General features: G+C 68.9%; 24 protein-coding genes. 19 read left to right on the plus strand and 5 right to left on the minus strand.

Translation table 11 applies throughout. The features are described from left to right. Window positions 1-17: 17 nt before the first annotated feature. The 7 genes from F0L68_RS08225 (at window position 18) to F0L68_RS08255 (ending at window position 9,988) form a co-directional block, all read left to right on the plus strand. Window positions 18-2,390, plus strand: a complete 2,373-nt coding sequence (locus F0L68_RS08225; protein WP_149848878.1) for a LuxR C-terminal-related transcriptional regulator — start codon at window positions 18-20, stop codon at window positions 2,388-2,390. A gap of 220 nt (window positions 2,391-2,610) precedes the next feature. Next, on the plus strand, window positions 2,611-3,285 hold the full coding sequence (locus F0L68_RS08230) for a hypothetical protein (protein WP_149848879.1): 675 nt from the start codon (window positions 2,611-2,613) through the stop codon (window positions 3,283-3,285). Between the two features lie 95 nt (window positions 3,286-3,380). Further along, on the plus strand, window positions 3,381-3,788 hold the full coding sequence (locus tag F0L68_RS08235) for a hypothetical protein (RefSeq protein WP_149848880.1): 408 nt from the start codon (window positions 3,381-3,383) through the stop codon (window positions 3,786-3,788). Then, window positions 3,785-4,678 carry a heavy metal-binding domain-containing protein gene (locus F0L68_RS08240; protein ID WP_149848881.1) on the plus strand — a complete coding sequence of 298 codons (894 nt, stop codon included), beginning with the start codon at window positions 3,785-3,787 and terminating at the stop codon, window positions 4,676-4,678. The genes F0L68_RS08235 and F0L68_RS08240 overlap by 4 nt, the downstream gene beginning before the upstream one ends. Before the next feature lie 278 nt (window positions 4,679-4,956). Continuing rightward, a complete protein-coding gene (locus tag F0L68_RS08245) occupies window positions 4,957-5,109 on the plus strand; it encodes a hypothetical protein (RefSeq protein ID WP_223198596.1) in 153 nt (50 codons plus the stop codon). Window positions 5,110-5,545: 436 nt separating this feature from the next. Next, window positions 5,546-7,495, plus strand: coding sequence for an alpha-L-fucosidase (locus tag F0L68_RS08250; RefSeq protein ID WP_149848882.1), 1,950 nt, complete (start codon window positions 5,546-5,548; stop codon window positions 7,493-7,495). A 78-nt stretch (window positions 7,496-7,573) separates the two neighbouring features. Then, window positions 7,574-9,988, plus strand: coding sequence for a ricin-type beta-trefoil lectin domain protein (locus F0L68_RS08255; RefSeq protein WP_149848883.1), 2,415 nt, complete (start codon window positions 7,574-7,576; stop codon window positions 9,986-9,988). Between the two features lie 164 nt (window positions 9,989-10,152). Here F0L68_RS08255 and F0L68_RS08260 read toward each other — a convergent pair whose 3' ends face one another. Continuing rightward, on the minus strand, window positions 10,153-11,190 hold the full coding sequence (locus F0L68_RS08260; RefSeq protein WP_149848884.1) for a LacI family DNA-binding transcriptional regulator: 1,038 nt from the start codon (window positions 11,188-11,190) through the stop codon (window positions 10,153-10,155). Window positions 11,191-11,393: 203 nt separating this feature from the next. Between F0L68_RS08260 and F0L68_RS08265 the strand changes: the two genes are divergently transcribed. From F0L68_RS08265 to F0L68_RS08280, 4 genes are all read left to right on the plus strand, one after another. Further along, window positions 11,394-12,464 carry a sugar ABC transporter substrate-binding protein gene (locus F0L68_RS08265; RefSeq protein ID WP_149848885.1) on the plus strand — a complete coding sequence of 357 codons (1,071 nt, stop codon included), beginning with the start codon at window positions 11,394-11,396 and terminating at the stop codon, window positions 12,462-12,464. A gap of 86 nt (window positions 12,465-12,550) precedes the next feature. Further along, window positions 12,551-13,507 carry an ABC transporter permease gene (locus F0L68_RS08270; protein WP_223198597.1) on the plus strand — a complete coding sequence of 319 codons (957 nt, stop codon included), beginning with the start codon at window positions 12,551-12,553 and terminating at the stop codon, window positions 13,505-13,507. Further along, the gene (locus F0L68_RS08275) at window positions 13,504-14,286 is read left to right on the plus strand and encodes an ATP-binding cassette domain-containing protein (protein ID WP_149848887.1); all 783 of its coding nucleotides are present in this window, start codon (window positions 13,504-13,506) and stop codon (window positions 14,284-14,286) included. Before F0L68_RS08270 ends, F0L68_RS08275 begins: the two co-directional genes overlap by 4 nt. 25 nt (window positions 14,287-14,311) lie before the next feature. Then, window positions 14,312-14,545 (plus strand): hypothetical protein, encoded by a 234-nt coding sequence (locus F0L68_RS08280; RefSeq protein WP_149848888.1) that lies wholly within the window; start codon window positions 14,312-14,314, stop codon window positions 14,543-14,545. Between the two features lie 48 nt (window positions 14,546-14,593). Here F0L68_RS08280 and F0L68_RS08285 read toward each other — a convergent pair whose 3' ends face one another. Continuing rightward, window positions 14,594-15,520: an NADP-dependent oxidoreductase gene (locus F0L68_RS08285; RefSeq protein ID WP_149848889.1), complete on the minus strand. Its 927-nt coding sequence runs from the start codon at window positions 15,518-15,520 to the stop codon at window positions 14,594-14,596. Window positions 15,521-15,569: 49 nt separating this feature from the next. Between F0L68_RS08285 and F0L68_RS08290 the strand changes: the two genes are divergently transcribed. Then, complete coding sequence (locus F0L68_RS08290) at window positions 15,570-15,950, plus strand: winged helix-turn-helix transcriptional regulator (RefSeq protein WP_149848890.1); 381 nt, start codon at window positions 15,570-15,572, stop codon at window positions 15,948-15,950. A gap of 236 nt (window positions 15,951-16,186) precedes the next feature. Here the strand turns inward: F0L68_RS08290 and F0L68_RS08295 are convergent, their stop codons facing one another. Beyond that, entirely contained in the window at window positions 16,187-16,600 is a 414-nt protein-coding gene (locus F0L68_RS08295; protein WP_149848891.1) for a TetR-like C-terminal domain-containing protein, read from the minus strand. 53 nt (window positions 16,601-16,653) lie between these two features. Here F0L68_RS08295 and F0L68_RS08300 point away from each other — a divergent pair, with 53 nt between their 5' ends. Continuing rightward, window positions 16,654-17,034: a Rossmann-fold NAD(P)-binding domain-containing protein gene (locus F0L68_RS08300; RefSeq protein ID WP_149848892.1), complete on the plus strand. Its 381-nt coding sequence runs from the start codon at window positions 16,654-16,656 to the stop codon at window positions 17,032-17,034. A 309-nt stretch (window positions 17,035-17,343) separates the two neighbouring features. Here the strand turns inward: F0L68_RS08300 and F0L68_RS08305 are convergent, their stop codons facing one another. Continuing rightward, entirely contained in the window at window positions 17,344-17,718 is a 375-nt protein-coding gene (locus F0L68_RS08305) for a winged helix-turn-helix transcriptional regulator (RefSeq protein WP_149848893.1), read from the minus strand. Between the two features lie 157 nt (window positions 17,719-17,875). On the opposite strand from F0L68_RS08305, the gene F0L68_RS08310 reads away from it, so the two are divergent. The 6 genes from F0L68_RS08310 (at window position 17,876) to F0L68_RS08335 (ending at window position 22,727) form a co-directional block, all read left to right on the plus strand. Further along, entirely contained in the window at window positions 17,876-18,529 is a 654-nt protein-coding gene (locus F0L68_RS08310) for an NmrA family NAD(P)-binding protein (protein ID WP_223198598.1), read from the plus strand. Between the two features lie 38 nt (window positions 18,530-18,567). Further along, window positions 18,568-19,530, plus strand: a complete 963-nt coding sequence (locus F0L68_RS08315; protein ID WP_149848894.1) for an SMP-30/gluconolactonase/LRE family protein — start codon at window positions 18,568-18,570, stop codon at window positions 19,528-19,530. 501 nt (window positions 19,531-20,031) lie between these two features. Then, complete coding sequence (locus tag F0L68_RS08320; RefSeq protein WP_149848895.1) at window positions 20,032-20,445, plus strand: helix-turn-helix domain-containing protein; 414 nt, start codon at window positions 20,032-20,034, stop codon at window positions 20,443-20,445. 308 nt (window positions 20,446-20,753) lie between these two features. After that, entirely contained in the window at window positions 20,754-21,068 is a 315-nt protein-coding gene (locus F0L68_RS08325) for a hypothetical protein (protein ID WP_149848896.1), read from the plus strand. A 4-nt stretch (window positions 21,069-21,072) separates the two neighbouring features. After that, the gene (locus tag F0L68_RS08330; RefSeq protein ID WP_149848897.1) at window positions 21,073-22,209 is read left to right on the plus strand and encodes a hypothetical protein; all 1,137 of its coding nucleotides are present in this window, start codon (window positions 21,073-21,075) and stop codon (window positions 22,207-22,209) included. Next, window positions 22,206-22,727: a type VII secretion system-associated protein gene (locus F0L68_RS08335; protein WP_149848898.1), complete on the plus strand. Its 522-nt coding sequence runs from the start codon at window positions 22,206-22,208 to the stop codon at window positions 22,725-22,727. The genes F0L68_RS08330 and F0L68_RS08335 overlap by 4 nt, the downstream gene beginning before the upstream one ends. 190 nt (window positions 22,728-22,917) lie before the next feature. Here the strand turns inward: F0L68_RS08335 and F0L68_RS42225 are convergent. Beyond that, the coding region (locus F0L68_RS42225; RefSeq protein ID WP_223198599.1) for a hypothetical protein at window positions 22,918-23,129 on the minus strand (212 nt) is incomplete at its 5' end.

Here is a 23,129-nt window from a genome sequence, read left to right on the forward strand (position 1 = left end):
GTTGCAGGACCGCGGCCGTGACCGCGACGAGCAACCTGCCGGAGGACCTGACCGGGTTCATCGGCCGGGAGAACACGCTCCGTCAGGCCACGGACTGGCTGCGCGACAAGCGGCTGCTCACGCTGCTCGGCGGCGCGGGGATCGGCAAGACACGGCTAGCCCTGAAGCTGGGCCGGGACCTCGAACCGAGCTTCCCCGACGGCGTGCGGCTCGTCGAGCTGGCCTCGCTGCGCGAGAGCGACCTCGTCACCGGTGCCGTCGCCGCCGCGCTCGGGGTGCGCGACACGACGAGCGCGCCGACCGTGGCGACCCTGCTGGAGCACCTGGCCGGCCGGCGAATCCTGCTGATCCTGGACAACTGCGGGCACCTGTTGGCGGGGGTGCGGCCGCTGCTGCTGGAACTGCTGCTGCACCCGGGGACCGGCGCGATGCGGATCGTGGCCACCAGCCGCGTGCGGCTCAACGTCCCCGGCGGGAAGGAACTGGAGGTGCCCTCGCTAAGCCTCGCCGATCCGGCCCGGACCGACGATCCGGCCCGGACCGACGATTCATCACAGGGACCCGGGATGTCCGAGTCCCTGCGGCTGCTGGTCGATCGGGCAGGCGAGGTCGGCGTCGAGATCCCGGCGGAGGACATGCCGGACGCGACCGAGCTGTGTGTCGTGCTCGACGGGATCCCGCTGGCGATCGAGCTGGCGGCGGCCAGGCTGCCCTCGATGAGCGTCAGCGAGATCCTGGCGCAGCGGGACCACCTGCTTGAACTGTTGAGCAGCCTGACCGCCTTCGCCGGTGTCACCGGCGGTCAGCAGGAGACGCTGCGCGAGGCGATCGGCGGGAGCTACGCGGGGTGCGGCGACGCCGAACGGCTGCTGTTGGGTCGGTTGAGCGTGTTCCCAGGGCGCTTCGACAGCGCGGCGGCGGAGCACGTCGTCGCCGATGACGCGCTGCCCGCCGAGGCGGTGCCCGACCTGCTGAGCAGCCTGGAACGGCAGTCGATCCTGAAGGCGGAGACGGAGCGCCGACGGCGGCTCTTCCACCTGCTGGAGATCATCCGCCAGTTCGGCGCGGAGCTGCTCGACCCGGCGGAGGCGGCGGCGCTGCGGGCGCGGCACGCCGAGTACTACCACGCCCTGGTGATCCGCGCGGTGCTCTATTCCCGCGGTCCCGGCGACCTCGACCAACTGGCCGACCTCGAACCGCAGCTGCGCGGGGTCCTCGGCCACTACGTGGCGACCGCGCAGCCCGTTCGCGCGCTGGAACTGAACATCCACCTGGTCCGGTTGGGCTACTGGTTCTCCCTCGGCCTGCTCGGCGAGAGCGAGGACTGGACGCGGCGTGCGCTCGCGATTCACCCGGCGACGCCGAGCCCGGCCAAGGTGATCGCGATGTCCTACGACGTGTGGATCGGCCTGTGCCGGGGCAATCCGACAGCCGCGGGGGAGTTGTTGCGTCGGTGCCACGCCGCAGCCGCGCTCCTGCCCGAGGACGCGGACGGGGACGCGGCCGGGCATGCCGCCACCCTCGACCGGCACGCGGTCGCCAGGGTCCTCGGATACGTCGATGGCGCGTACGCCCTGATGGCGGAGGGCTCCTCGGCGTCGATCGCCATGTTGCGCAGGGCCCGCGACACCCACGACGTGGGGTGCCCGAGCGACCGATGGCTGGCCACGCTGCTGTGGGCGCTGGCGTCGGTGCTGCTCGGCTCGAAGACCGTTGCCTCGGCGGCGGCGCAGGAGTGCGCGCAGGTCAGCGAAGCGTTGCAGGGCAGTTGGTCGATGCCGTGGGCGCGCGTCGTGCAGGGGTGGGCCGAGGTCCGGCACGGCGACGCGGCCCGCGCGGCGGAGCTGTTCGGCGTCGGGTTCGCCGAGATGGCCCCCGCAGGGGACATCTGGGGTCCCGCCTGGTGCCTGGTCGGCCTGGCCTGCGCCAACGCACGCCGTGGCCGACACGAGGCGGCGGCCGGCCTGCTGGGCGCCACCGACCGACTCCAGCAGCGCGGCGGGGTCACACTGTCCGCGCTGGCGCCGTTCGAGCAGGCCAGGCGGAGCGCGGAGGAGCCGACCCGCAAGGCGTTGCGGGAGAACCGGTTCGACGCGTGCTACGTCGAGGGCCGGGACCAGTGGCGGCGGGAGGACATTCTCGCGACGGCCAAGCGCGCGCGGTCCGGCGGCGACCGGAGCGAAGGGCACGACCTGCTCACGCCGACCCAGCACCGCATCGCGGAACTCGTCGCGCAGAGCAAGACCAGCGGGCAGATCGCGGCGGAGCTGAACATCTCCCGGTACACCGTGGACACCCAGGTCAAGAACATCATGCACAAACTCGAATTCCATCGCCGCTCGGAGATCATGAACTGGGTGATCAGGCGCGAGCAGCAGCAGCGCGACTGATACCCAGAACTGGGTATGGCGCCGACCGCCTCCCGCCAATACCTAATTCTGGGTATGGCCAGGCGATTCTGCCCGGCATATCTTCATCGCCTACCAATTCGGACCAGGCAGCACCGACCGCACGCCCAGCGCGGAAACGCCTCGTCAGCGGGGGTCTCGCGCGGGTTTCGCCGATTGCGGCGAACACGGTGTCGGTGCCGGCGGTGAAGGAGTTCCGGAAATGCGCGAAGGAGTTGTGCTGTGCGCTGTCCTGATCACGTTCGCCGTCTCGAACTGGGCGCTCACGGGGTGCGCCCGGGAGCCGGGGGCCGGGCGCCAGGGGGAGATCGTCGTGGTCACCACGACCTCGGCGACGCCGCGCCCGACCCCGGCTTCGCCATCGGCGTCGCCCTCCGGCGACCCGCGAGCGTCGGCGACGGCGACGGTGCCGCCAGGCCCGCCGCCATCAACGGCGGCAGAGCCCATTCCCAGCACGATCCCTCGGAAGCCAACTGCGCCGGATCCGACGGATTTCGCCGACCCCGTCCGCGTGGCGCGGGCCTGGATGAGCCAGTTCTGTTTCTACGACTGGCAGGAGGATCCGAACGGGACACCGAACTGGGCTCGCTACCTCGAGACCGAGCCGGCCAAGGCCGCCGACCGGGCGGGCGTTCTGGACGAGCAGGCCTACCGTGAGCTGCGGGCCCAGCAACGGTCCGGGCGGTGCGACGAGATCCAGGCGCAGGTGACCAACCGCCCCTCGGCGACCGAGGTCGAGGTGGCGATCACCGCGCGGCGGATCCTGCTGGTCGGAAAGCAGGATCAACCCGTCGGCGTGGAACGCCTTCGCCTGGCTCGCCGCGTCGTCCTAGGCGACGACGGGCGGTGGCTGGTCGACCTGGCCGTCGGTGGCTGAGTGCTCCCAACGGGATCGCGGACGCGATTCCTCTGCGCCGCGGCACCCGACGCGAGGATGATCGAGGCATCGGCTCCGAGCGGAAGGGGGAGCAGGTGTCTGGCTGGGACCTCGAGGTGCTCGCCGCGAGCCTGCGCCGGGACAGCGACGACCTGTCCCTGTACGCGGGTTTCCTCATCAACACGTTGTCTGCGAGCCTGCCGGCCGAGCTGGTGTCGGTCGACCGGAAGTCCGGCCTGTTCGGCAGGGTTCGCGACGACGCCCCGGTGCTCGGCGTGACGATCCTGTTGGGCGACCGCCGGTTCACGCTGAACCGGACGGCCGTCGGGCAGCCGGTGACGAGTCGGATCCGGCACGAGTCCGGGGGAGTGGTGCTGCGCACCGAGACGGTCGGCATGGACGTCTGGTCCCTCGAACTCGCCACAGCGCTCGCGCGGTACGCGCAGGCCAACGCGGCCGCGTCGCAGGTGTTGAGGCGGTTGGCCTCGCCGGAGCTGCCATGACGTCCTCAGACGACCGGACCCCGGAGCAGTTCGAGCGGGCCAGCATCCAGGAGCTGGCCGCCGGCAGGCTGCCGCTCCGCGCCCAGCGGCGGCTCGCGACGATGCGCGCGGACCAGGCGTTCACGTCCAACCTCACCGTCGCCGAGCACCACGCCATCCGGTCGGTCGGCTTCTCGCCGGTCGGTCAGGTGCTGGGCAGCTCCGTCTACCAGACCGGCTACTTCGGGCAGTGGGACTGCGGCTACCGCGACAGCCCGGTCGAGGCCGGCAGCATCCGACAGGCTTTCTACGAGGCGCGCGTCCGCGCGGTGGAGCGGATGCGGCAGGAGTGCGCCGGGCTCGGCGGCGACGGCGTGATCGCGGTGCGGCTCACCACAGGGTCGTTCGGGGACGGCTCGGAGCGGTCCGAGGACGTGCTGGAGTTTCGCGCGATCGGCACCGCGGTCCGGGCGGACGGTGGCGTGCGCCCGCCGCAGCCGTTCCTGTCGGACCTGACCGGCCAGGACTTCGCGAAGCTGATGTCCTCTGGCTGGGTGCCGTGTGGGCTGGTGCTCGGCCTCGGCGTGGTGATCCGGCACGACGACTACCGCACCCAGGCCCAGGCGAGGTCCTGGCGGAACGTCGAGATGGACGGCTACACCTCGCTGGTGCACGCCGCGCGTCGGCTCGCCCGCGACCGGCTCCGCGCCGACTGCGTAGGGTTGGGCGGCGGGGGCGTGGTGGTGCGCACCATGAACCTGCGGGTCGACGAGCTCCGATGCGTTCGAGGGCGGAACGAGCAGCGTGACCACCTGGTCGAAGCGCTGGCGATCGGCACCGCCATCACGCCGTTCCGGCACGCGGGCGGCAACGTGCCGCACCCGCCACTGCCGATCATGCGACTTGACTAGGAGTCAAGGGGTCGCAGGTTCGAATCCTGTCGTCCCGACGGTCTGAATCAGCCCGCTGAGTCTGAATGAACGTCCGGGTCGGCGGGCTCTTTCGTGCGTTTCTGTCAAGCTTGAGACGATCATCCACTGTGGACTGTATGGAGATCGACAGGGTGAGTCAGGAGCGGATCATGAACGCCGTTGACCCAACGGCCATATGGGGTCGCGTAACCGACCGCTCCTGGTCCCGCTGTGCTCAACGTCCTCCAGCGCTCGCTGCGGCGGTCCACCACGACGACATGTGCGTGGATGCCGACCTGTCCCTGGAGACCCTCCGGCAGCTCGGCGCGGCCCGCGCGTGGGTCACCAACGAATGGGAGCACGACGGCGTCAACGCGTCCGGCGACGTCGTGCTGTCGCGGCTGCCGGACCTGACCGCCGGTCAGTGTTGACGACGGCCGGCAGTGCCGGCGACACGGCGGGGCGCACCCGGGCGGCAGGTGCGACCCGCTGCTCCTTGCGCCGTCGGAAAGTTCGAGCTGGCGAGGCCAAAGGTCGGAGGTGTGCTTGAGGTGGCTCGGGCCGACCTCGGTCGGTGGTTCCTCGGCTCGGTGGCCGGATCTGGACCTGTGTCGGCGTCTTGCGCGAGTCTCACTCAAGATGGTGCGATCTCTGCACAGAGTCGAACAAAAATACACTATATGTGGCTAGACCAAACAGGATCACCCTTGACGGTGTGACGGAGATCGCTGTAACGTCCCGCAACGGCTCCGATGTCTACCCGACCTCTCCTCGGTGTTCCGGCCGGCGTGACCGGTCCGGACCGGTCACCGAATGCTCCGCAGGTCCAGTTGGTCCCCCTCCCGCCGCCCCTGGAGGCCGACAGTCATGTCCGCCGCAGAGTCCTTCCCCCGCCGCCACTTCCTCGCTGGCGCGGCCGCCGCCGGAGCCCTGTCCGCGCTGCCCGCCGGCGTGCTGGCCAGTTCCGCCGAAGCAGCCGCCACCACCACCACCACAACCGCCGCCACCGGCGTTCCGCTGCCCCCGCTACGGGTGCCGCAGATCGACAAGGGTCTGCCGCAGCAGCCGGACGCGAAGGTCGGCTGGTTGCAGGACGCCAAGATAGGCATGTTCATCCACTGGGGCGTCTACGCCGGCCCCGCCCAAGGCGAGTGGTACATGCGGCAGGCGCAGGTCAAGCCGAGCGCGTACCGGCACTTCCTCACCGACGCGACCCAACAGCAGTTCACCGCCGACCAGTTCGACCCGACCTCGTGGACCGGGCTGGCCAAGGACATGGGCGCGAAGTACGTCGTGCTGACCACCCGGCACCACGAGGGATTCGGCCTCTACCCCAACGCCCACCCCAACGCCTGGACCAGTGCTCAGTCGCCGTTGAACCGCGACTTCGTCGCCAGCTACGTCAGCGCGGTGCGGGCCGCCGGCCTGAAGGTGGGGCTGTACTACTCGCCGATCAACTGGCGCTATCCCGGCTACTACAACGTTTCCGGGGCGCCGCTGACGAACCCGCCGTGGAACCTGGAGGGCGCCGACCCGGCGACCTTCGACTACGTCGCCAACGCGCGGATGATGAAGGAGGAGGTCTACCAGGCCGTCAAGCAACTGGTCACCGACTACGGGCCGATCGACGACCTGTGGTGGGACGGCGGTTGGCTGGCCGAGTCCGGCAGCGACGCGGACGGCGCGTTCTTCTGGGAGCCCGGCCAGTATCGCGACCAGGGCAACCGGTGGCCGGTCGGCGGCTACGGCGAGACGGAGTCGACCTCCGGCCGGCCGTTGGGCCTGATGGGCATGGTTCGCGCGCACCAGCCTGACATCGTGGTCACGCCCCGCGCGGGATGGCTGGGGGACTACCAGGTCGAGGAGGGCGGCTCGGTGCCGACCGGGCCGGTGCGCGCCGGCGCGGTGGAGAAGGCGTTCACCATCCGGGGCGCCTGGGGCTATCAGGCGGGCGCGTCGGTGATGAGCTACGACGACATCCTCGCCGTGGTGGTCAACAGCGTCGTGCGCAACATGACCACGCTCATCAACGTCGGCCCCGACCGGCACGGCCTCGTGCCGCAGGACTCGGCGGACGTGCTGCGCCGCGTCGGCGCGTTCCTGTCCGATGTCGGCGAGTCGATCTACGGCACCCGCGGCGGGCCGTGGCAGCCGGTCGACGGCCGAGTCGGCTACACCTACCGGGACGCCACCTGCTACGTGCACCTGCTGGCCGGTCAGCCGGCCGGCGCGTTCACCACACCCGCCATCGGCGACGCGCGCGTGCAGCGGGTCTACGACGTGCACAGCAAGCAGGACCTGAACCACACCACCAACTCCGACGCGACCGTGACCATCACCGGCATCGACCGCTCCGCGCACCCGCAGGACACCGTACTGGCGTTGGTGCTGGACCGGCCGGTGGTGGCCACCGACGTGGCCCGGCGCAAGCTGACCACCTCGGACAGCGAGGAGTCCTCGCACGGCAACCTGGCGGGGCAGGCCACCGACGGAGACACCGCGACCCGTTGGTGCGCCGCCGACGGCAATACCGGCCACTGGCTGCGCGTCGACCTTGGCGGGCCCACCGCGTTGACCGGGATCAGAATCGCCTGGGAGTTCCCGAACAGGACCTACCGCTACCGGGTGGATGGCTCGGTCGACGGCGGTGCCTGGTCCACCCTGGTCGACCGCGTCAACAACACCGACACCAGCCAGGTGCACACCCTGCCGTGCACCGGCGTCGCCCGCTACCTGCGGGTGACCGTCACGGGTCTGGACGCCGGCTGCTGGGCCTCCATCCGTTCCTGCGAGGCGTTCGACCGCCCGTTTCGCTGAGCCCGACACCCAGCCCGCGACTTCGCTGACCACGGCCCTGCCGGCACACCCGAATGGACAGCACAAGAAGGAGTCCCCATGACTTCGGTGGCACAACGTCGTTTCCCAGTCCTCGCGGCCCTCGCGGTGCTACTCGGCGCGCTGTTCGTCCTCGGCGTGCCGGCACACGCGGCGACCTCGACGTCGATCACCGTCGACGGCGGCGGGTCCGGTCGGGTGTTCGACGGGATCGGGGCGATCAGCGGCGGGGGCGGCAACTCCCGCCTGCTGGTCGACTACCCGGAACCACAGCGCGGCCAACTCCTGGACTACCTGTTCAAACCCGGCTATGGCGCGTCACTCCAGATCCTCAAGGTGGAGATCGGCGGTGACACCAACTCCACCGACGGCGCCGAGGCCAGCCACGAGCACGCCAGGGGCGCGATCGACTGCGACCAGGGCTACGAGTGGTGGCTGGCCGAACAGGCCAAGAGCCGCAACCCTGCCATCAAGCTGTCCGGCCTGTCCTGGGGAGCGCCGGGCTGGGTCAACCCGACCGCGAACTCCTTCTACACGGCCAACTCGATCACCTATCTGCTGGACTGGCTCGGCTGCGCCAAGCAGCACAACCTGTCCATCGACTACCTCGGCGGGTGGAACGAGCGCTACAACGGCGGCGACACCACCGCCAAGACCTGGTACGAGAACCTGCGGGCCGCGTTGAACCGCAACGGCTACGGCTCGACCAAGGTGGTCGCGGGGGACAACGGCTGGGCGGCGGCCGACGACATGGGCGCCGATCCGGCGTTCCGGGCCGCGGTCGACATCGTCGGCGTGCACTACCCGTGCGGCTACAACTCCGGGTTCACCTCCTGCGGCAGCATCGGCTCCGCGCAGGCGTTGGGGAATCCGTTGTGGGCCAGCGAGAACGGCTCGGAGGACAGCAACACCGGCGCACCGTCGGTGGCGCGGGCGCTCAACCGGGACTACATCGACGCGCGGATGACCTCCTACCTCAACTGGCCGATCATCGCCGCGCTGTACCCGAACCTGTACTACGCCACCGACGGCATGTCGGTCGCCAACCAGCCGTGGTCTGGGCACTACGACATCGGCAAAACCACCTGGGTGACCGCGCAGACCACCCAGTTCACCCGGCCAGGCTGGCACTACCTCGACTCGGCCAGCGGTTACCTCGCCGGCAGCGGAAGCTACGTGTCGTTGAAGTCCACCAACAACAGCGACTACTCCACCGTCGCCGAGACCATGGACGCGACCGCCGCGCAGACCGCGCAGTTCACCGTCGCCGGCGGCCTGTCCACCGGCGTGGCGCACGTCTGGGCCACGAACGTGCGCTCGGACAACCCAGCCGACTGGTTCGTCCGCCAACCCGACATCACACCGTCCGGCGGGCACTACACGGCCACGCTGCAACCCGGCTACGTCTACACCTTCAGCACGACCACCCCGGCCGGACCGAAGGGCGCCGCGACCGCCCCGCCCGCCGGCTCGCTGGCCCTGCCCTACTCCGACAGCTTGGACACCCCGGCCGCCACCACCTCGCCGAGGTACTTCGCCGACATGAACGGCGCGTTCGCCCGAACCGGTTGTGCGGCAGGCCGATCCGGCTCGTGTGTGCAGCAGATGGCGCCGGCCACCCCGGTGCGGTGGACCGACGAGCCGCACAACGCGCCCTACACCATCATGGGCGACGCCTCCTGGGCCAACTACACCGTCTCGACCGATGCGCTGCTGCGGCAGGCCGGCACGGTGGAGGTGTTGGGCCGGGTGATGCAACAGGGGCAGAACAACAACGGCCTGGACGCCTACCACCTGCGGGTGACCGACACCGGCGCGTGGTCGATCGTGCGGACCGACCAGAAGTGGACCACCACGACACTGCGATCGGGCGCGGTCAACGCGTTGGGCCTGAACACCTGGCACACCATCGCGCTTGGCATGCAGGGCAGCACGTTGACCGCGAGCGTCGACGGCAAGGTCGTCGGCAGCGCGACGGACGCAACGTTCACCAACGGACAGGCCGGCTTCGGTGTCGGCGGCTACCAGACCGACCAGTTCGACAACTTCGCCGTCGCGCCCGGCGAAAACGCCGTCGCGCCAAGCGGTGCGATCGCGTCCGGGCTGTCCGGCAAGTGCGTCAACGTCGGCCAGACTCGGTTGGTCAACGCGGCCGACGAGGGCGGGCCGGCGCAGCTCTACGACTGCGACGGCCGGGCGGCACAGGGCTGGATCTGGGCCGGTGGCACGCTGACGCACAACGGGATGTGTCTGGACGTTGCCGGCGCGGGCACCGCGAACGGCACGTCGGTCGAGGTGTGGGAGTGCAACGGCGGCGCGAACCAGCAGTGGCAACCGCAGTCCGACGGCACACTCCGGAGCGTGCAGTCCGGGCGGTGCCTGGATGATCCGAACTGGAGCACCACCAACGGCACCCAGCTGACCATCTACGACTGCAACGGCGGAGCCAACCAGAAGTGGAACCTGCCGGGTTGAAGTGGGTTTCGTACTCGGCGAGGACGTGGCGTAGGTGTCGGGCATTGACGATGAGGATGCGGTCGAGGATCTCCCGGCGGCAGCTGCCGACCCCGGCATGAGGTGTGCGGACAGGTGGCTGGCATGCCCACCACCTGGCGGATGCCCGACCGCCTGGATGTGCCCTAGTCGGGTTGGGGTGGGATTTCGCCGGAACCGCGGGAAATCAGCAGCGCGGGAATGACCGCGTGCACCACGGGGGCTTGATCGCCCTCGATGCGGGCGAGGATCAGCTCGGCGGCGGTGCGGCCGATGGCCGGCACGTCTTGCCGGATCACGGTGACTGAGGGTTCAAGCATGTCCGCGAGTGGGAAATCGTCGAAGCCGATGAGGGCGATCCGATGGTGCAGTCTCCTGTCGCGCAAGGTCCGCATGGCACCGAGGGTGAGGAGGTTCTGGGCGGTGAACAAGGCGGTGGGCGGTTGGGCGAGGTCGAGCAGGGTGGCGGTGGCGGCTTCGGCGGCGTCGGGACCTCTGAGGTCGGTCATGACCAGGTCCTCACGCAGGGTCAGGCCCGCGTGGGCGAGCCCCTCCAGGTAGCCGGTGTAACGCTGCTGGCTGGTCCACAGGGCCTGCCGATCGCCGAGGAATCCGATCCGGCGGTGCCCTAGGCTGGCCAGCAGTAGCACGGCTTCCCGGGTGCTTTCCCTGTTGGTTGTGGTGACGCTGTCGGTGTTGGCGAAGGTGGGCGGCCGGTCCACCAGGACCATGGGCGTACCGCGCTCGCGCTCCTGCTGCAGGGCATCCTGGTGGCCGCCGACGGCCATGACGATCATGCCGTCGACCCGGCGGGAGGCCAGCAGGGCCAGCAGTTCCCGTTGCAGCCGCGGGTCATCCTCGTCGCTGCCGGTCAGCACCAGCACACCGCTGCTCCGGGCCCGGTCCTCCACGGCCCGCAGCAGAGCGGAGTCGAATGGGTTGGACAGATCTTCGAACAGGACGCCGAGGGTCGCGCTGCGCCGGTCGGATCGGCGCAGGCTGCTGGCGGTGAGATTGGGCCGGAATCCGAGGGTGTGCGCGGCGGCGCGTACCCGTTCGGTGGCCTCTGGCCCAACGCCGGGCTGGTCGTTGATGACCCGGGACACCGTTTTGGTGCTCACTCCCGCCAGCGCGGCCACATCGCGCATGGTCGGTTCGCGCCGCCGTCCGGCCGCTTGGTCCATGGTCCCGCCGCTCCACACTAGGTGACGTTTAGGTAACGGTGCCTTGTCGTGACTTCCGTCACCACGTTAGCGTCAACGTTGACGTAACGAAAGTCGCGTCCTCGATTTTGCTCTCGGCACGAGATGAAGTGCCACGTAACCAGGTCATAAAGCCAGCTCCGAGCCTCACGACCGGTTACGTCAACGTTGACGCAGGAGGAAGCATGTCCAAGCGGGCGCACACCAGGTACCACCACAGGGCGTTGGCGTCGCTGGCTGTCCTGCCGCTGCTGGCGGTAGCCGTCGGCTGCGGAAACGGGGGCTCCGATGCCGGCGGTGGCGGTGGCGAAGTGCTTGCCGGGCTGGTCACCAAGACCGACACCAACCCGTTCTTCGTCAAGATGAAGGAAGGCGCGCAACAGGCGGCGGGATCCACCGGCATGAAGCTGCAATCCTTTGCGGGTAAACAGGATGGCGACAACCAGTCCCAGGTGGATGCCATCGAGAACCTGATCGGCGCGGGCGCCAAGGGGATTCTCCTCACGCCAGGCGATTCGAAGGCCATCGTGCCCTCGGTGGACAAGGCCCGAAAGGCCGGCCTGCTGGTCATCGCCCTGGACACGCAACTGGAACCCGCGAACGCGGCGGATGCCACCTTCGCCACCGACAACTTCCAGGCCGGTCTGCTCATCGGCCAGTGGGCGAAGGCGAAGTTCGCGAAGGACGGCAAGCAAGCCAAGATCGCGCTGCTGGATCTCAATCCCAACCAGGTGTCGGTGGATGTGCAGCGTGATACGGGATTCCTGACGGGCTTCGGGGTGGAGGTCAAGGACAAGAAGCGGATCGGCAGCGAGAGCGATCCACGCGTGGTCGGGCACGATGTCACCAATGGTGCTCCAGACGGTGGCCGCACGGCGATGGAGAACCTGCTGCAGAAAGACGCCGGTATCAACCTCGTCTACACCATCAACGAACCAGCTGCGGCGGGCGCGTATGAGGCGCTCAAGGCTGCGGGCAAGGACAAGGACGTCGTGATCGTCTCGGTCGACGGTGGCTGTCCGGGCGTGCGGAACGTCAAGGCCGGGGTCATCGGCGCCACCTCCCAGCAGTATCCGCTGAAGATGGCCAAGCTGGGCGTGGAGGCGATCTCGAAGTTCGCCAAGGACGGGACGAAACCGCAGAACACCCCGGGTAAGGACTTCGTCGACACGGGTGTCACGCTGATCACCGATCAGGCCATTTCCGGGGTGGATTCCAAGGATTCCGCCTGGGGCCTAGACAACTGCTGGGGCTGATCATGTCGACAACACTGTCCACTAACCGCCCATCCGGCGGTGCGCCGTCAGAAGGCGATCACCCGCACCGCTCACCGCTGACCCGATTGCAGCACCTGTTGCATGCGCAGGCCACCATAGGCCCCGCGGTCGTACTGCTGCTCGCCGTCATCGTGTTCTCCCTGCTGTCCACCAGATTCCTGCAACCGGCGAACATTTCGCTTGTCCTGCAACAGGTCGCCGTCGTCGGCACCATCGCGGTCGGCCAGACGATCATCATCCTCACCGCGGGCATCGATCTGTCCTGCGGCGCGATTATGGTGCTCACCTCGATTGTGATGGCGAAGGTGTCGGCCGAGCACGGCCTGCCCGGAGTACTGGCTCTGTTGCTCGGCTTCTTGGTCGGCGCCGGTTGCGGCCTGGTCAACGGGTTGCTGGTGACCCGGTTGAAACTGCCCCCGTTCATCGTCACGCTCGGCACGCTCAACGTGTTCTTCGCGTTGAACCTGTGGTACTCGGGCAGCGCCACGATCCGCGGCACCGATATGCCCGCGCTGCTGCTGTGGACCGGCCAGACCTTCACCATCGGCGGCACCCGGGTCACCTACGGTTCGATCGGCATGGTCCTGCTGGTCGCTCTGGTGGCCTTCGTACTCAAGAACACCGCCTGGGGCAGGCACATCTACGCCACCGGTGACGATGCCGAAGCCGCCCGCCTGTCCGGGATCCGCACCAACCGCGTCCTGCTCAGCGCCTACGGCATCGCGGGCGTGATCTACGCCCTCAGCGCGTGGGTCCTGATCGGCCGCATCGCCTCGGCGAGCCCGCAGGCCGGTCAGTTGGAAAACCTCGACTCCATCACCGCGGTGGTGATCGGCGGCACCAGCCTGTTCGGTGGCCGCGGCGCGGTCGTCGGCTCCTTGCTCGGTGCTCTGATCGTCGGCGTGTTCCGCAACGGCCTCGCACTGGCCAGGGTAGACGTCCTGTGGCAGACCCTGGCCGTCGGTGTCCTGGTGATCGTCGCGGTCTCGCTCGACCAGTGGATCCGGAAGGTGCGGCCATGACCAGTCCCGATATCCCCGTGCTGCAAGCCAGGGGCCTGATCAAGCGCTACGGCAACGTCATCGCCCTCGCCGGCACGGACCTCGACCTCATGCCTGGCGAGATCCTCGCCGTCATCGGCGACAACGGAGCGGGAAAATCCAGCCTCATCAAGGCACTGTCCGGCGCGCTCGTCCCCGACGACGGCACGATCACCCTCGACGGCAAACGGGTCTCGTTCGGGTCACCCATCGACGCCCGTGACTCCGGCATCGAGACCGTGTACCAAAGCCTTGCCGTGGCGCCATCACTGGACATCGCCAGCAATCTGTTCCTCGGCAGGGAACGCCGCCGCAAAGGAATCCTCGGCTCGGTATTCCGGATCCTCGACCGCGACGCCATGCGCCAGGAGGCCCGCAGGCAGCTCGACGGCCTGGGCATCATGACCATCCAAAACCCCGGCCAGGCCGTCGAAACCCTCTCCGGCGGCCAGCGGCAGGCCGTGGCGGTCGCCCGCGCCGCCGCCTTCGGCAGCCGGGTGATCATCATGGACGAACCCACGGCGGCCCTGGGCGTACGCGAATCGCGTGCCGTCCTGGACCTCATACTCCACGTCCGCGACCAGGGATTGCCGGTGATCCTCATCAGCCACAACATGCCCCACGTTTTCGAGGTCGCCGACCGCATCCACATCCAGCGCCTCGGACGCCGCAAGGCCATCCTGGATCGCGCGAACGTCTCGATGTCCGACGCGGTGGCGATCATGACCGGGGCGATGGAACCCCAGGACGGAGACAGGTGATCATCGTCGCCGGCGAGGCCCGCCGATGGCCGAGGCGTTCGAAGCGTTGCTGCGCCGCGAACATCCACAGCTGGTCATCACCTTCGACTCCAATATCCGGCCCTCCGTCATCAAGGACGAGCCGGCCGTGCGAGTCCGCCGGGCGCTGGGCCAGGTCCTGGAACTCGGTGATCGTCGTGTCGGCGAATGTGCCGCTGCCGCCGGTGGTGTAGAGGTTGATGCCGGTAGTCAAAGTCGGGTTGGGGTGAGCAGACGTTAGTTCGGAGAAGCCTGTTTGCGATGCCCATAATTGCAGGCCCCGACGGGATCAGACGGTGAGGACGAGCTTGCCCCGGAGGTGACCGCCGTCGAGCAGTCGGTGCGCGTCGGCGACGCGCTCGAACGGGAACGTCTCCTGTACGTGGACCCGGAGCCTGCCCTGTTCGACGAGTTCGACGAGTCCTCGCAGGGCGACCGGGTCCGGGGCGACGGCGATGCCGCTGAAGCGCATGCCGGCCGCCTCGTACTTGGCGGCGAGCTCCGAATCCTCCTCGGCGACGGCCGTCACCAGGTGACCGCCTGGGCGGAGCACCGCGAGCGACCTCTCGACGGTGTCGCCGCCGAGCGTGTCGAGCACGACGTCGATGTCACCGACCGCCTCGGTGAAATCGACTGTCGTGTAGTCGATCACCTCGTCGGCGCCGAACCCCTCGACGAGCTCCCGTTTGCTCTCGCTGGCGGTAGTGATCACGTGCGCGCCGAGCGCTTTCGCGATCTGGATCGCGACGTGGCCGACCCCACCGCCACCGCCGTGGACCAGGACGCGGTCGCCCGCGGTCACGCCGCCGAGGTCGACAAGGCCTTGCCACGCCGTCAGCCCGACGACCGGCAACGCCGAGGCCTCGACGTGCGAGAGCGACGCCGGCTTGCGCGCCAGGTGCAACGCCGGAGCCGACACCACCTCGGCATACGCGTTGGCCGCCCGGGGGAACAGCGGCATCCCGAACACCTCGTCGCCCGGCCGCAACCGCGACGTCAGCGCCTCTTCGACCACGCCGCTGAGGTCCCAGCCGAGAACGAACGGCGGCTGGCCGAGCAGCGGGAACTCGCCGGCGCGCAGGCGCGCCTCCAGCGGGTTCAGTCCGATCGCCTTGACCCGGATGAGAACCTCGGTCGGCAAGGGCTGGGGCTCGGGCGCGTCCACGATGGTGAGCACCTCGGGACCGCCGAGCGTCTGCTGGGTGATGATTCGCATGACTCTCAGGCTAGGTTTCCGATAGGAACCACCGGGTACCTTTGGCGCCATGAGCGGTTTCGGTCGCGGTGATGTCTTTCTCGCCGACTGTCCGGCGCGTCTGGCGGTCGAGTTGATCGCCGACAAGTGGACGGTGGTCGTGCTCTACGGCTTGAGCGAGGGTCCGGTGCGCCATGGCGAGCTGATCGAGCTGATCGGCGGCATCTCCCGCAAGATGCTCACCCAGACGCTCCGACGGCTGGAGGCGCACGGACTCATCCGCCGCCACGCCTACGCCGAGGTGCCGCCCCGCGTCGAGTACGAGCTCACTGCGCTAGGCGCGACACTGATCGATCCGATCCACACGCTGACCGAGTGGGCGAGGGCGAACGGCGACGCAGTGCTCGATGCGCTCGACGCCGATCCTGAGCCCGTCGCCGACAACCGCTGAGGCCCCGCTGGAGCACTGAGTATCCTCTCGGCCGCGGCCAGCGCGACAACCGCCGCAGGGGATGCAGCATGCCCATCGAGGTCCACGCCGCATTGGAGCAGTCCGGGTTGGCTCACGGGCCGATCAGCGTCCACGAGAAGAGAGTCGGCTGCCACCCGATGTAGAAGGTGATGGTGGCCTGCGCCAAGGTGTCCGTTGTTTCGATCCGGGGCAGCTGTAGCGATGCGGGTGGTGATTCACCTGCGGTCGATCTTGGCGAGAGTGGCCAGCATGTGGGTGACGCGGTCGGCGAGTTCGGGTGTGTCGATACCCATGTGGGCCGCGCGCTCGCCGAGTTTGCCGTCGAGGATGAGTGAGGCGAGCCCGTGGGCAAGGCTCCAGTAGGTCAGGGCCAGTGTCTGCGCGTCCTCGGCGGAGATCACTTCGGCCTGGACGACCTCGGCGGTCGTCTCCTCCAGGACTGCGAAGGCGGCGTCGCCTGCTTCGCCGTCGTCGGTGTGCTTGCCGGACTCGACCAGTTCGGGGCGGAACATCAGGCGGAAGTAGGCAGGATTGGCAACCGCGAAGCGCACGTAGACATTGACCATGGCCGACAACGCGGTGGCCAGGTCGGCCGCGGCGCGAGCGGCGAGCAGTTCGTTGCGCAGCAACTCGAAGCCGCGCGGCGCATCCGGGAATCGAACTTGTCGCGGTCAATCCAGGCATGATCATCGGACCGATCCAGCACGCCGGAGAGCTCGGCACCTCGGTCGACGGTATCCGCACCCTGCTGGCAGGGAAGATGCCCGGCGTGCCACGTCTCGAGTTCGCCACCGTCGACGTACGAGACGCAGCCACCGCGCATCGACTGGCAATGACAACGCCGCCGGCCGCCGGCAACCGTTACATCCTCGCCGGCGAACAGCTTTCGTTCCCGGACATGGCCCACATCCTGGCCACCCGCTACCGGATCAGCACGCGTGTGCTCCCCGACTGGCTGGTGCGCCTCGGCGCCCGCTTCGACGCGAACGCCCGCACCGCCGCCGGCTCCCTCGGCCGCACCGAGCACGTCTCCGCCGCCAAGGCCCGCAACGAACTCGACTAGGCCCAGCGCCCCATCGAGCAAACCCTGTTCGACACAGCCGAAAGTCTCATCCGCTTCGGTCTCGTCGAAGACCCGGGCACGCCGAGGAACGCACCGGCCCGGAGCGGCAGCGCCACCGCTGCCTGAGCCGCCGCTTGGCCCGCAACAGCGGATCGGTGATCGATGTGCCGGCGCCGTACTCGGCCACGATCGTGCCGCTGCAGGGAGCCGGCGGCGGCCGGCGTTCTCGGGCGCGAAGCGATCGTCGACTACCGTGGGATGTTCCAGAGCACCGACACCGCTGATCCTCTCACCATCCGCGGACCCAGCTCAGCCGGCGCCCTCGGTGCGGACGTCGTACTCGTCGCGCGCCTCGAGAACTTCCTCGATGTGTCGTACCGACCACTCCGTGAGCGCCCTCAGAGGGGCCCGCAGTGTCTGGCCGAGGGAAGTGAGCTCGTACTCCACGCGGGCCGGCACCTCCGCATACACGGTCCGCCGGACCAGTCCGTCGCGTTCGAGGGTGCGCAGTGTCTGGGTGAGCATCTTCTCGCTCACTCCGGCCAGTCGCTGCCGCAGCTGGGTGAATCGGCACGCCCCGTGCTTGCCGAGTTCGCCGAGCATGAGAACCGCCCATTTGCTGCCGATCTGGTCGAGCAGGTCGCGCGAGGGACAGCCACGCGTGTATGGGTCCCACGATTCCATGGGGCTGGTCTCATTTCTGACCGCTGCCACACCGCTCACCTCCAAGCTTTCCAACAGGTGGTTACCCTACTGGAAAGTGGCTACTTACCGAAAGAGAGTAAGCAGGCCACAGTGGGACCTGTGCCGCGGGAGGTCCGCGGCAGGAAAGGTTCACCTCATGTCGATCGTCGTCACCGGAGCGTCCGGCCAACTGGGCCGGCTCACCGTCGAAGCGCTGCTGCGGCGCGGAGTGCCGGCCGCGGGCATCGTCGCGACCGGCCGGGACATCGCCAGGATCAAGACCTTCGCCGAACGTGGTGTGGCGGTACTCCAGGCTGACTTCGAGGACCCGCAGAGTCTCGCGGCGGCCTTCGCGGGAGCGGACAAGCTGCTGCTGATCTCGACCACTTCCGTGGACGAGCGGGTCGCCAACCACCACCGAGCCATCGACGCCGCAGTGGCGGCAGGCGTGTCGCTGGTGGCCTACACGAGCATGACGCACGCGGACACGGCCACCACGATCCTCGCCTCGACCCATCGTGCCACGGAGGAATACCTGCGGGAGCGCGGAGTCCCCAGCGTGTTGCTGCGCAACAGTTGGTACCTGGAGAACTACACTGCCCAGCTGCCCGCGGCCGTGCAGCACGGCGCCTTCATCGGAGCCGCCGGCGAGGGCAGGGTCAGCGCCGCGTCCCGCGTCGACTACGCCGAGGCCGCCGCCACCGTGCTGACCACGGAAGACCGCACCGGCGCGGTTTACGAGCTGGGCGGCGACGAGGCGTTCGCCCTCGCCGAACTCGCCGCCACCACGATCGCCGACGCGTCGCGCTGACACGCAACCCTTCGAGTCAACCGGAAAGGTCTGTTCCCATGTCCACCCGCACCATCGCGTGGCGGCGCGCACTGTCCACGCTCGCCTCGACGTCCGCCGTCCTGGTCGCCGTCACTGTTCCCGCCACCGCCGCGCCGGCTCCCGGCTACGAGATCACCATCAACGGCAGCAGTGCCTTCCCCGAAAGCGTTGCGGCCGACAACCACTACATCTACACCGGCAGCATCGCCGACGGTACCGTCTACCGAGGGCGGCTCGGAGCGAAGACGCTTGAGCCCTTCCTGCCGGGCGGCCGAGAGGGCCGCACCCAGGCCACCGGGATCCAGATCACCCGGAACCGCCTGCTGGTCGCCGGCGCCTTCACCGGACGCTTCTTCGTCTACACCAAAAACGGGAAGCTCGTTTCCGCCTACACCGTCCCCGACACGGGCGAGTCGACCCTCGTCAATGACGTCGCGGTCACCCCTGACGGGGACGTCTACATCACTGACTCCTTCCGCGCGGTGGTCTACCGGATCCCGGCTACGGGGGTCGACGCCCCCGCCACCGGCGCCCAGCAGACCTTGCAGGTGGCCCACCACCTGCCGGACTACGTGGCCGGCAAGTCGAACGGCAACGGCATCGTCGCCACTCTCGACGGCAAGTTTCTGATCATCGGCTACTGGTACAGCGGCGCGCTCTACCGGCTCACCCTCGCCACCGGCGAAGTCCGCAAGATCGACGCACCGCCGCTGCCCAGCGCCGACGGCATCGTGTTGCGAGGAAACACCCTGTACATCGCTCGTTCCGTGAACAACGAGATCACCACGGTCCGGCTCTGCGACGACGACACCCGGGCCACCGTAGTCTCCGAACGCACTTACCCGGGCGCCCACACGACCACCGGCGTCGCCGTGAGCGGGGACCGGCTGTTGGTGACCAACTCCCAGATGGACGCCTACCTCCACGGCGCTCCGTTGACCAGCCCGGTGTTCACCGTCGAAAGCCTGCCGCTGCACTGACGATTCGACGCGGGCGAGGGCTCACCAGAGCCTCGCAACCGTTCCAAGACTGGTGTTTCTTGCCCGGCGCTCACCCAGTCCGGTGCCGCAGTGTCGGTGAGGCGGGTGCTGACCGGGCCGAGGACGAGGGCGTGGGCCCGCTGTGGACCGGTGAGTTCGGCTTCAGCGACTCGTCGCATCATCAGCAGGGCGGCCTGCTCCATGCTGACCAGGCCACTGCCGGGAACCGGCGTGAGCGCGGAGGCCCCGACGATCACCGTGTAGGTGCCGCGGGTGCTCAGCTTGGGTAGGAAGGCCGCAGGACCGCCATGTGCGCGGAGGCGAGCCCGACAAAGGCGCTCTGCCAGTCGTTCTCGTTGATCTCCCAGAGCGGTTTGCCGGCCCACCAGCCACCGATCGGAGCTACCACGTCGTCGACGCCGCCCAGTCCGCGCCGGCTGTGAGGTAGGCGCGGACGCCACCTTCGCCGACGGCGCCTGTGCCACCGGGCACGACAACGCGGTGACCGGACAGATCGGGTTGGGCGGTGCTGTGGTGCATGGAATGGAACATGGCTGTCGGCTCGCCGATCCACTGAAAAAGAGTGTCCGCGCGCCGAAACCGCGCGCACTGTTCGGCCTGCCCATGGTCGAGTTCGTGGACAGCGACGTGGATCCCGCTGACCTGCTGGGAAACAGCGCGGGAGAGCTTGTCGTCCGCATGCAGGAGACGAGTCGCCTTCAGGAGACCGGAATCCCGTTCGCTCAGGTGACTACCGCTGCCGGTTACCACGATCAGGCCCATCTCGACCACAGCTTCACGGCGGTGATCGGCTGCACGCCAAGCAAGTTCCGCGCCGCGCGGGTCGGCAGTTCACCCGGCGATCCGCTCGACTTCCTGCCGGGCCAGATCACGAGCGTGCTGCTCACCAGCTGAAGGTCGCATTCTGACAAGCCAGGCCGGAGCCGACCGCGGCCCTCAGGTTGGCTTGATCGCCAAGGAGCAGCTCGACGTGATTCTTGCCGATGAGTTCCCGCATGCGCGACGCCGTGACCGCCGCAAGGAGGAGGCAGGGCGACTCCGGGAGGCGCTCTCAGGGTCTCGCCGCTGCCTGTTGCGGTATCCCGAGAACGTGTTGCGGTGTCGACCACGAGGCATTTCGGTGGCTGTCGACAGGAGGATCGGCGAGCCTTTCGCACCCGGGGAACCAGGTGCGGCCAGCGAACGCGCCGAGGGGCCACCACATGGCGGACACCATTGCCGATGAACACGCACAGGTCTCGATCAACTCACCGATGATCAGCGCGAAACGAATCGCCGTGCTCGCCGACATCGTCGACAGCGGCGGAGTCGTCATGGAGTCGGAGACGGGCCAGCGCCTGCCGACCGCGTTACGTCGTCACCACACCGACGACGTCGAGCGGTGGCGCGTGAAGTCCCGGGAGCTGCTGCGTCCGCTGCCGATGGGCAACAACAGGATGACCGCGGACATGGGTGCGAGGCTCTACAGCCGGGACGCCGTGGCCGACGCCTCGAACATCGTCTCCAGTTGGATGTGATCCGATGCCACCCACGCGAGGCCGGCGCGTATCCGACGTCGGCAATGACGCCGGCGCTCAGGTTCGGCGCCTTAACGGGCACGCGAGCGATGCCCGGCATGGCATCCAGGCAGTGCGCCACTCGTTCTCGCCGACGCACGCCCCCGCGCCGACCCACGGGGTGACGCAGACGCAACTGGGCCACGGCCGGGCGAACCTGAAGGACCACACGTTGTCGCACCCCGCGCAAAGGCTCGCGACCGCGTCAGGCCAGACACCCGAGCAGCGGCTAGCGGAGCTCAGGGCGGGACTGCGGCCGACGACGGCGCCGCACCCGGCGCAGCGGCCCCCGGCGCACGAACCGACGCTGGCACAACAGTTGGCGGAGGCCAAGGCGGAGCTACGGCCGACGGCGACGCCGCAGCGGCCGCCCTATCGGGGCAACGCACACGCGGGCTGGAGTGGCCCGCCGATGCTGACGGGTACGTCTGGCGGGCAGACTCACTACTTCCGGCCGGGCGACGTGCACTCCATCCCGATGGTTGGTGCCAGCGGGCAGGTGTTCGGGATGTCGTTTCCCAGCAAGGACGCCGATCCCGCGGGCGTGGTCAAGTGGGCGAGCCAGCCCAACCGCACAAGCGACACCACCTATATCTCGGGGCAGACGGTACCGAAATCAGGCGGTGGCAAGGGTTTCCAGCAGCAGTGGCAGGTCGACGCCCCCTGGGACCGGCCGCCGGTCTACTCGCACGCGCACGCCAACCCCAATGCGTTCGGTGTACGGGTGGATGGCGGGACGTCGAGCCACGTGCTCGACGGACAGCGACTGGACTACACCAAGTTGTCCGTGGATGGCGCCGCTCACGGGCAGGCGCTGGCCGCCAACGGCTACTACCAGGCGTTGTCTGGAGGTGACCCGCACCGGCCGCTGGTGTACATGTCGTGCAATTCCGGCAACCCCGTGGGCAACGCGGCCGCCAGTTCCGCGGCGGCGCTCGGCCACGGTGGCCCGGTTTACGCCCCGACGGGCACCGGCTGGCGAATGCCCCGTCCGGACAGCGGCACGTCGATGTACGGGGTGTCCGCCTCGCAGCAGAACGACGGGCGCTGGCTGCCCGGCCAGTTCACCCAGGTCTGGCCGCCCCGGCGGCCCGCGCCATGACCGAACCGGTCGCGCGCCAGGGCCGGCGCGAGGAGTGGTTGTTTCTGCCCGACCCGAGGTGGCAGCCGGCCGAGGACGGGCCGCCACCGCTGTGGGCGGTGGTCGGCGGCTGGCGGCTGGACGGCGCAGGCCGGCCGGGGCTCTTCCAACCCAACCCCGAGTACCGTCCGGCCGACGAGGCGGTGCCGACTGACCCAATCGACGCCGTGCTGCGATTGGTCGCAGGGGGCGAGGCCGCGCCGGAGGCCGCAGTGGCCGCGCTGTGTGCCGCCTTCGTGGAGGTGGCCTATGACGAGGTGGGGTCGCCGATCGTCGCGCTAGCGCCGGACGGCGTGCCGTGTGTGCTGGTGGTCACGGCCGCCGCGCACCGGGCCTGGGTCGCCGCGGCGGCGTGGCGGCAGCTGACGGCCGCTGAACTCGTCGAGCTGGTCCCGGCGGGCGCGGACATCCTGGTCAACCCGGGAGGACCGGCGGCGATGAGGTTGCTGACCACCAACTTCACGGAATCACTCAGCTAGGGAGAACGCAACGCAGGCACAGAGCCTGGTGGCATCGGGCGGTGGCCGACCGGTGGGGTGCGCGCGTCGCGGAACGGGCGCAGTGCTTCCCAGCGAACCCAGCGCGCGGTGTCGGCGATCGCGGTCACCGAGGTCGCCGCAGGCGACGCGATCCGATGAAGTCGAACTCCGCCATGGTCGTCCCTTCGGTCTACGTCTTGTGATCAGGTGGGGTGAGCAGTTGTCCTGCCAGGGTCGCGATCGGCTCGGCCAGCGAGGCGAGAGCGGCCACGTCGTCGGTGATGAATCGGGCGGTGACCAGGTGGACCAGGGTCGCGACCAGCGCCTCGCACGCGAAGTGCTGCTGGGCGGTGGTGGCCCCGGTGATCGCGGCGATGCCCTCGACGAATCGCTGCTGCAGGG

The organism is Solihabitans fulvus (assembly GCF_008386585.1).
Lineage (GTDB): Bacteria > Actinomycetota > Actinomycetes > Mycobacteriales > Pseudonocardiaceae > Solihabitans > Solihabitans fulvus.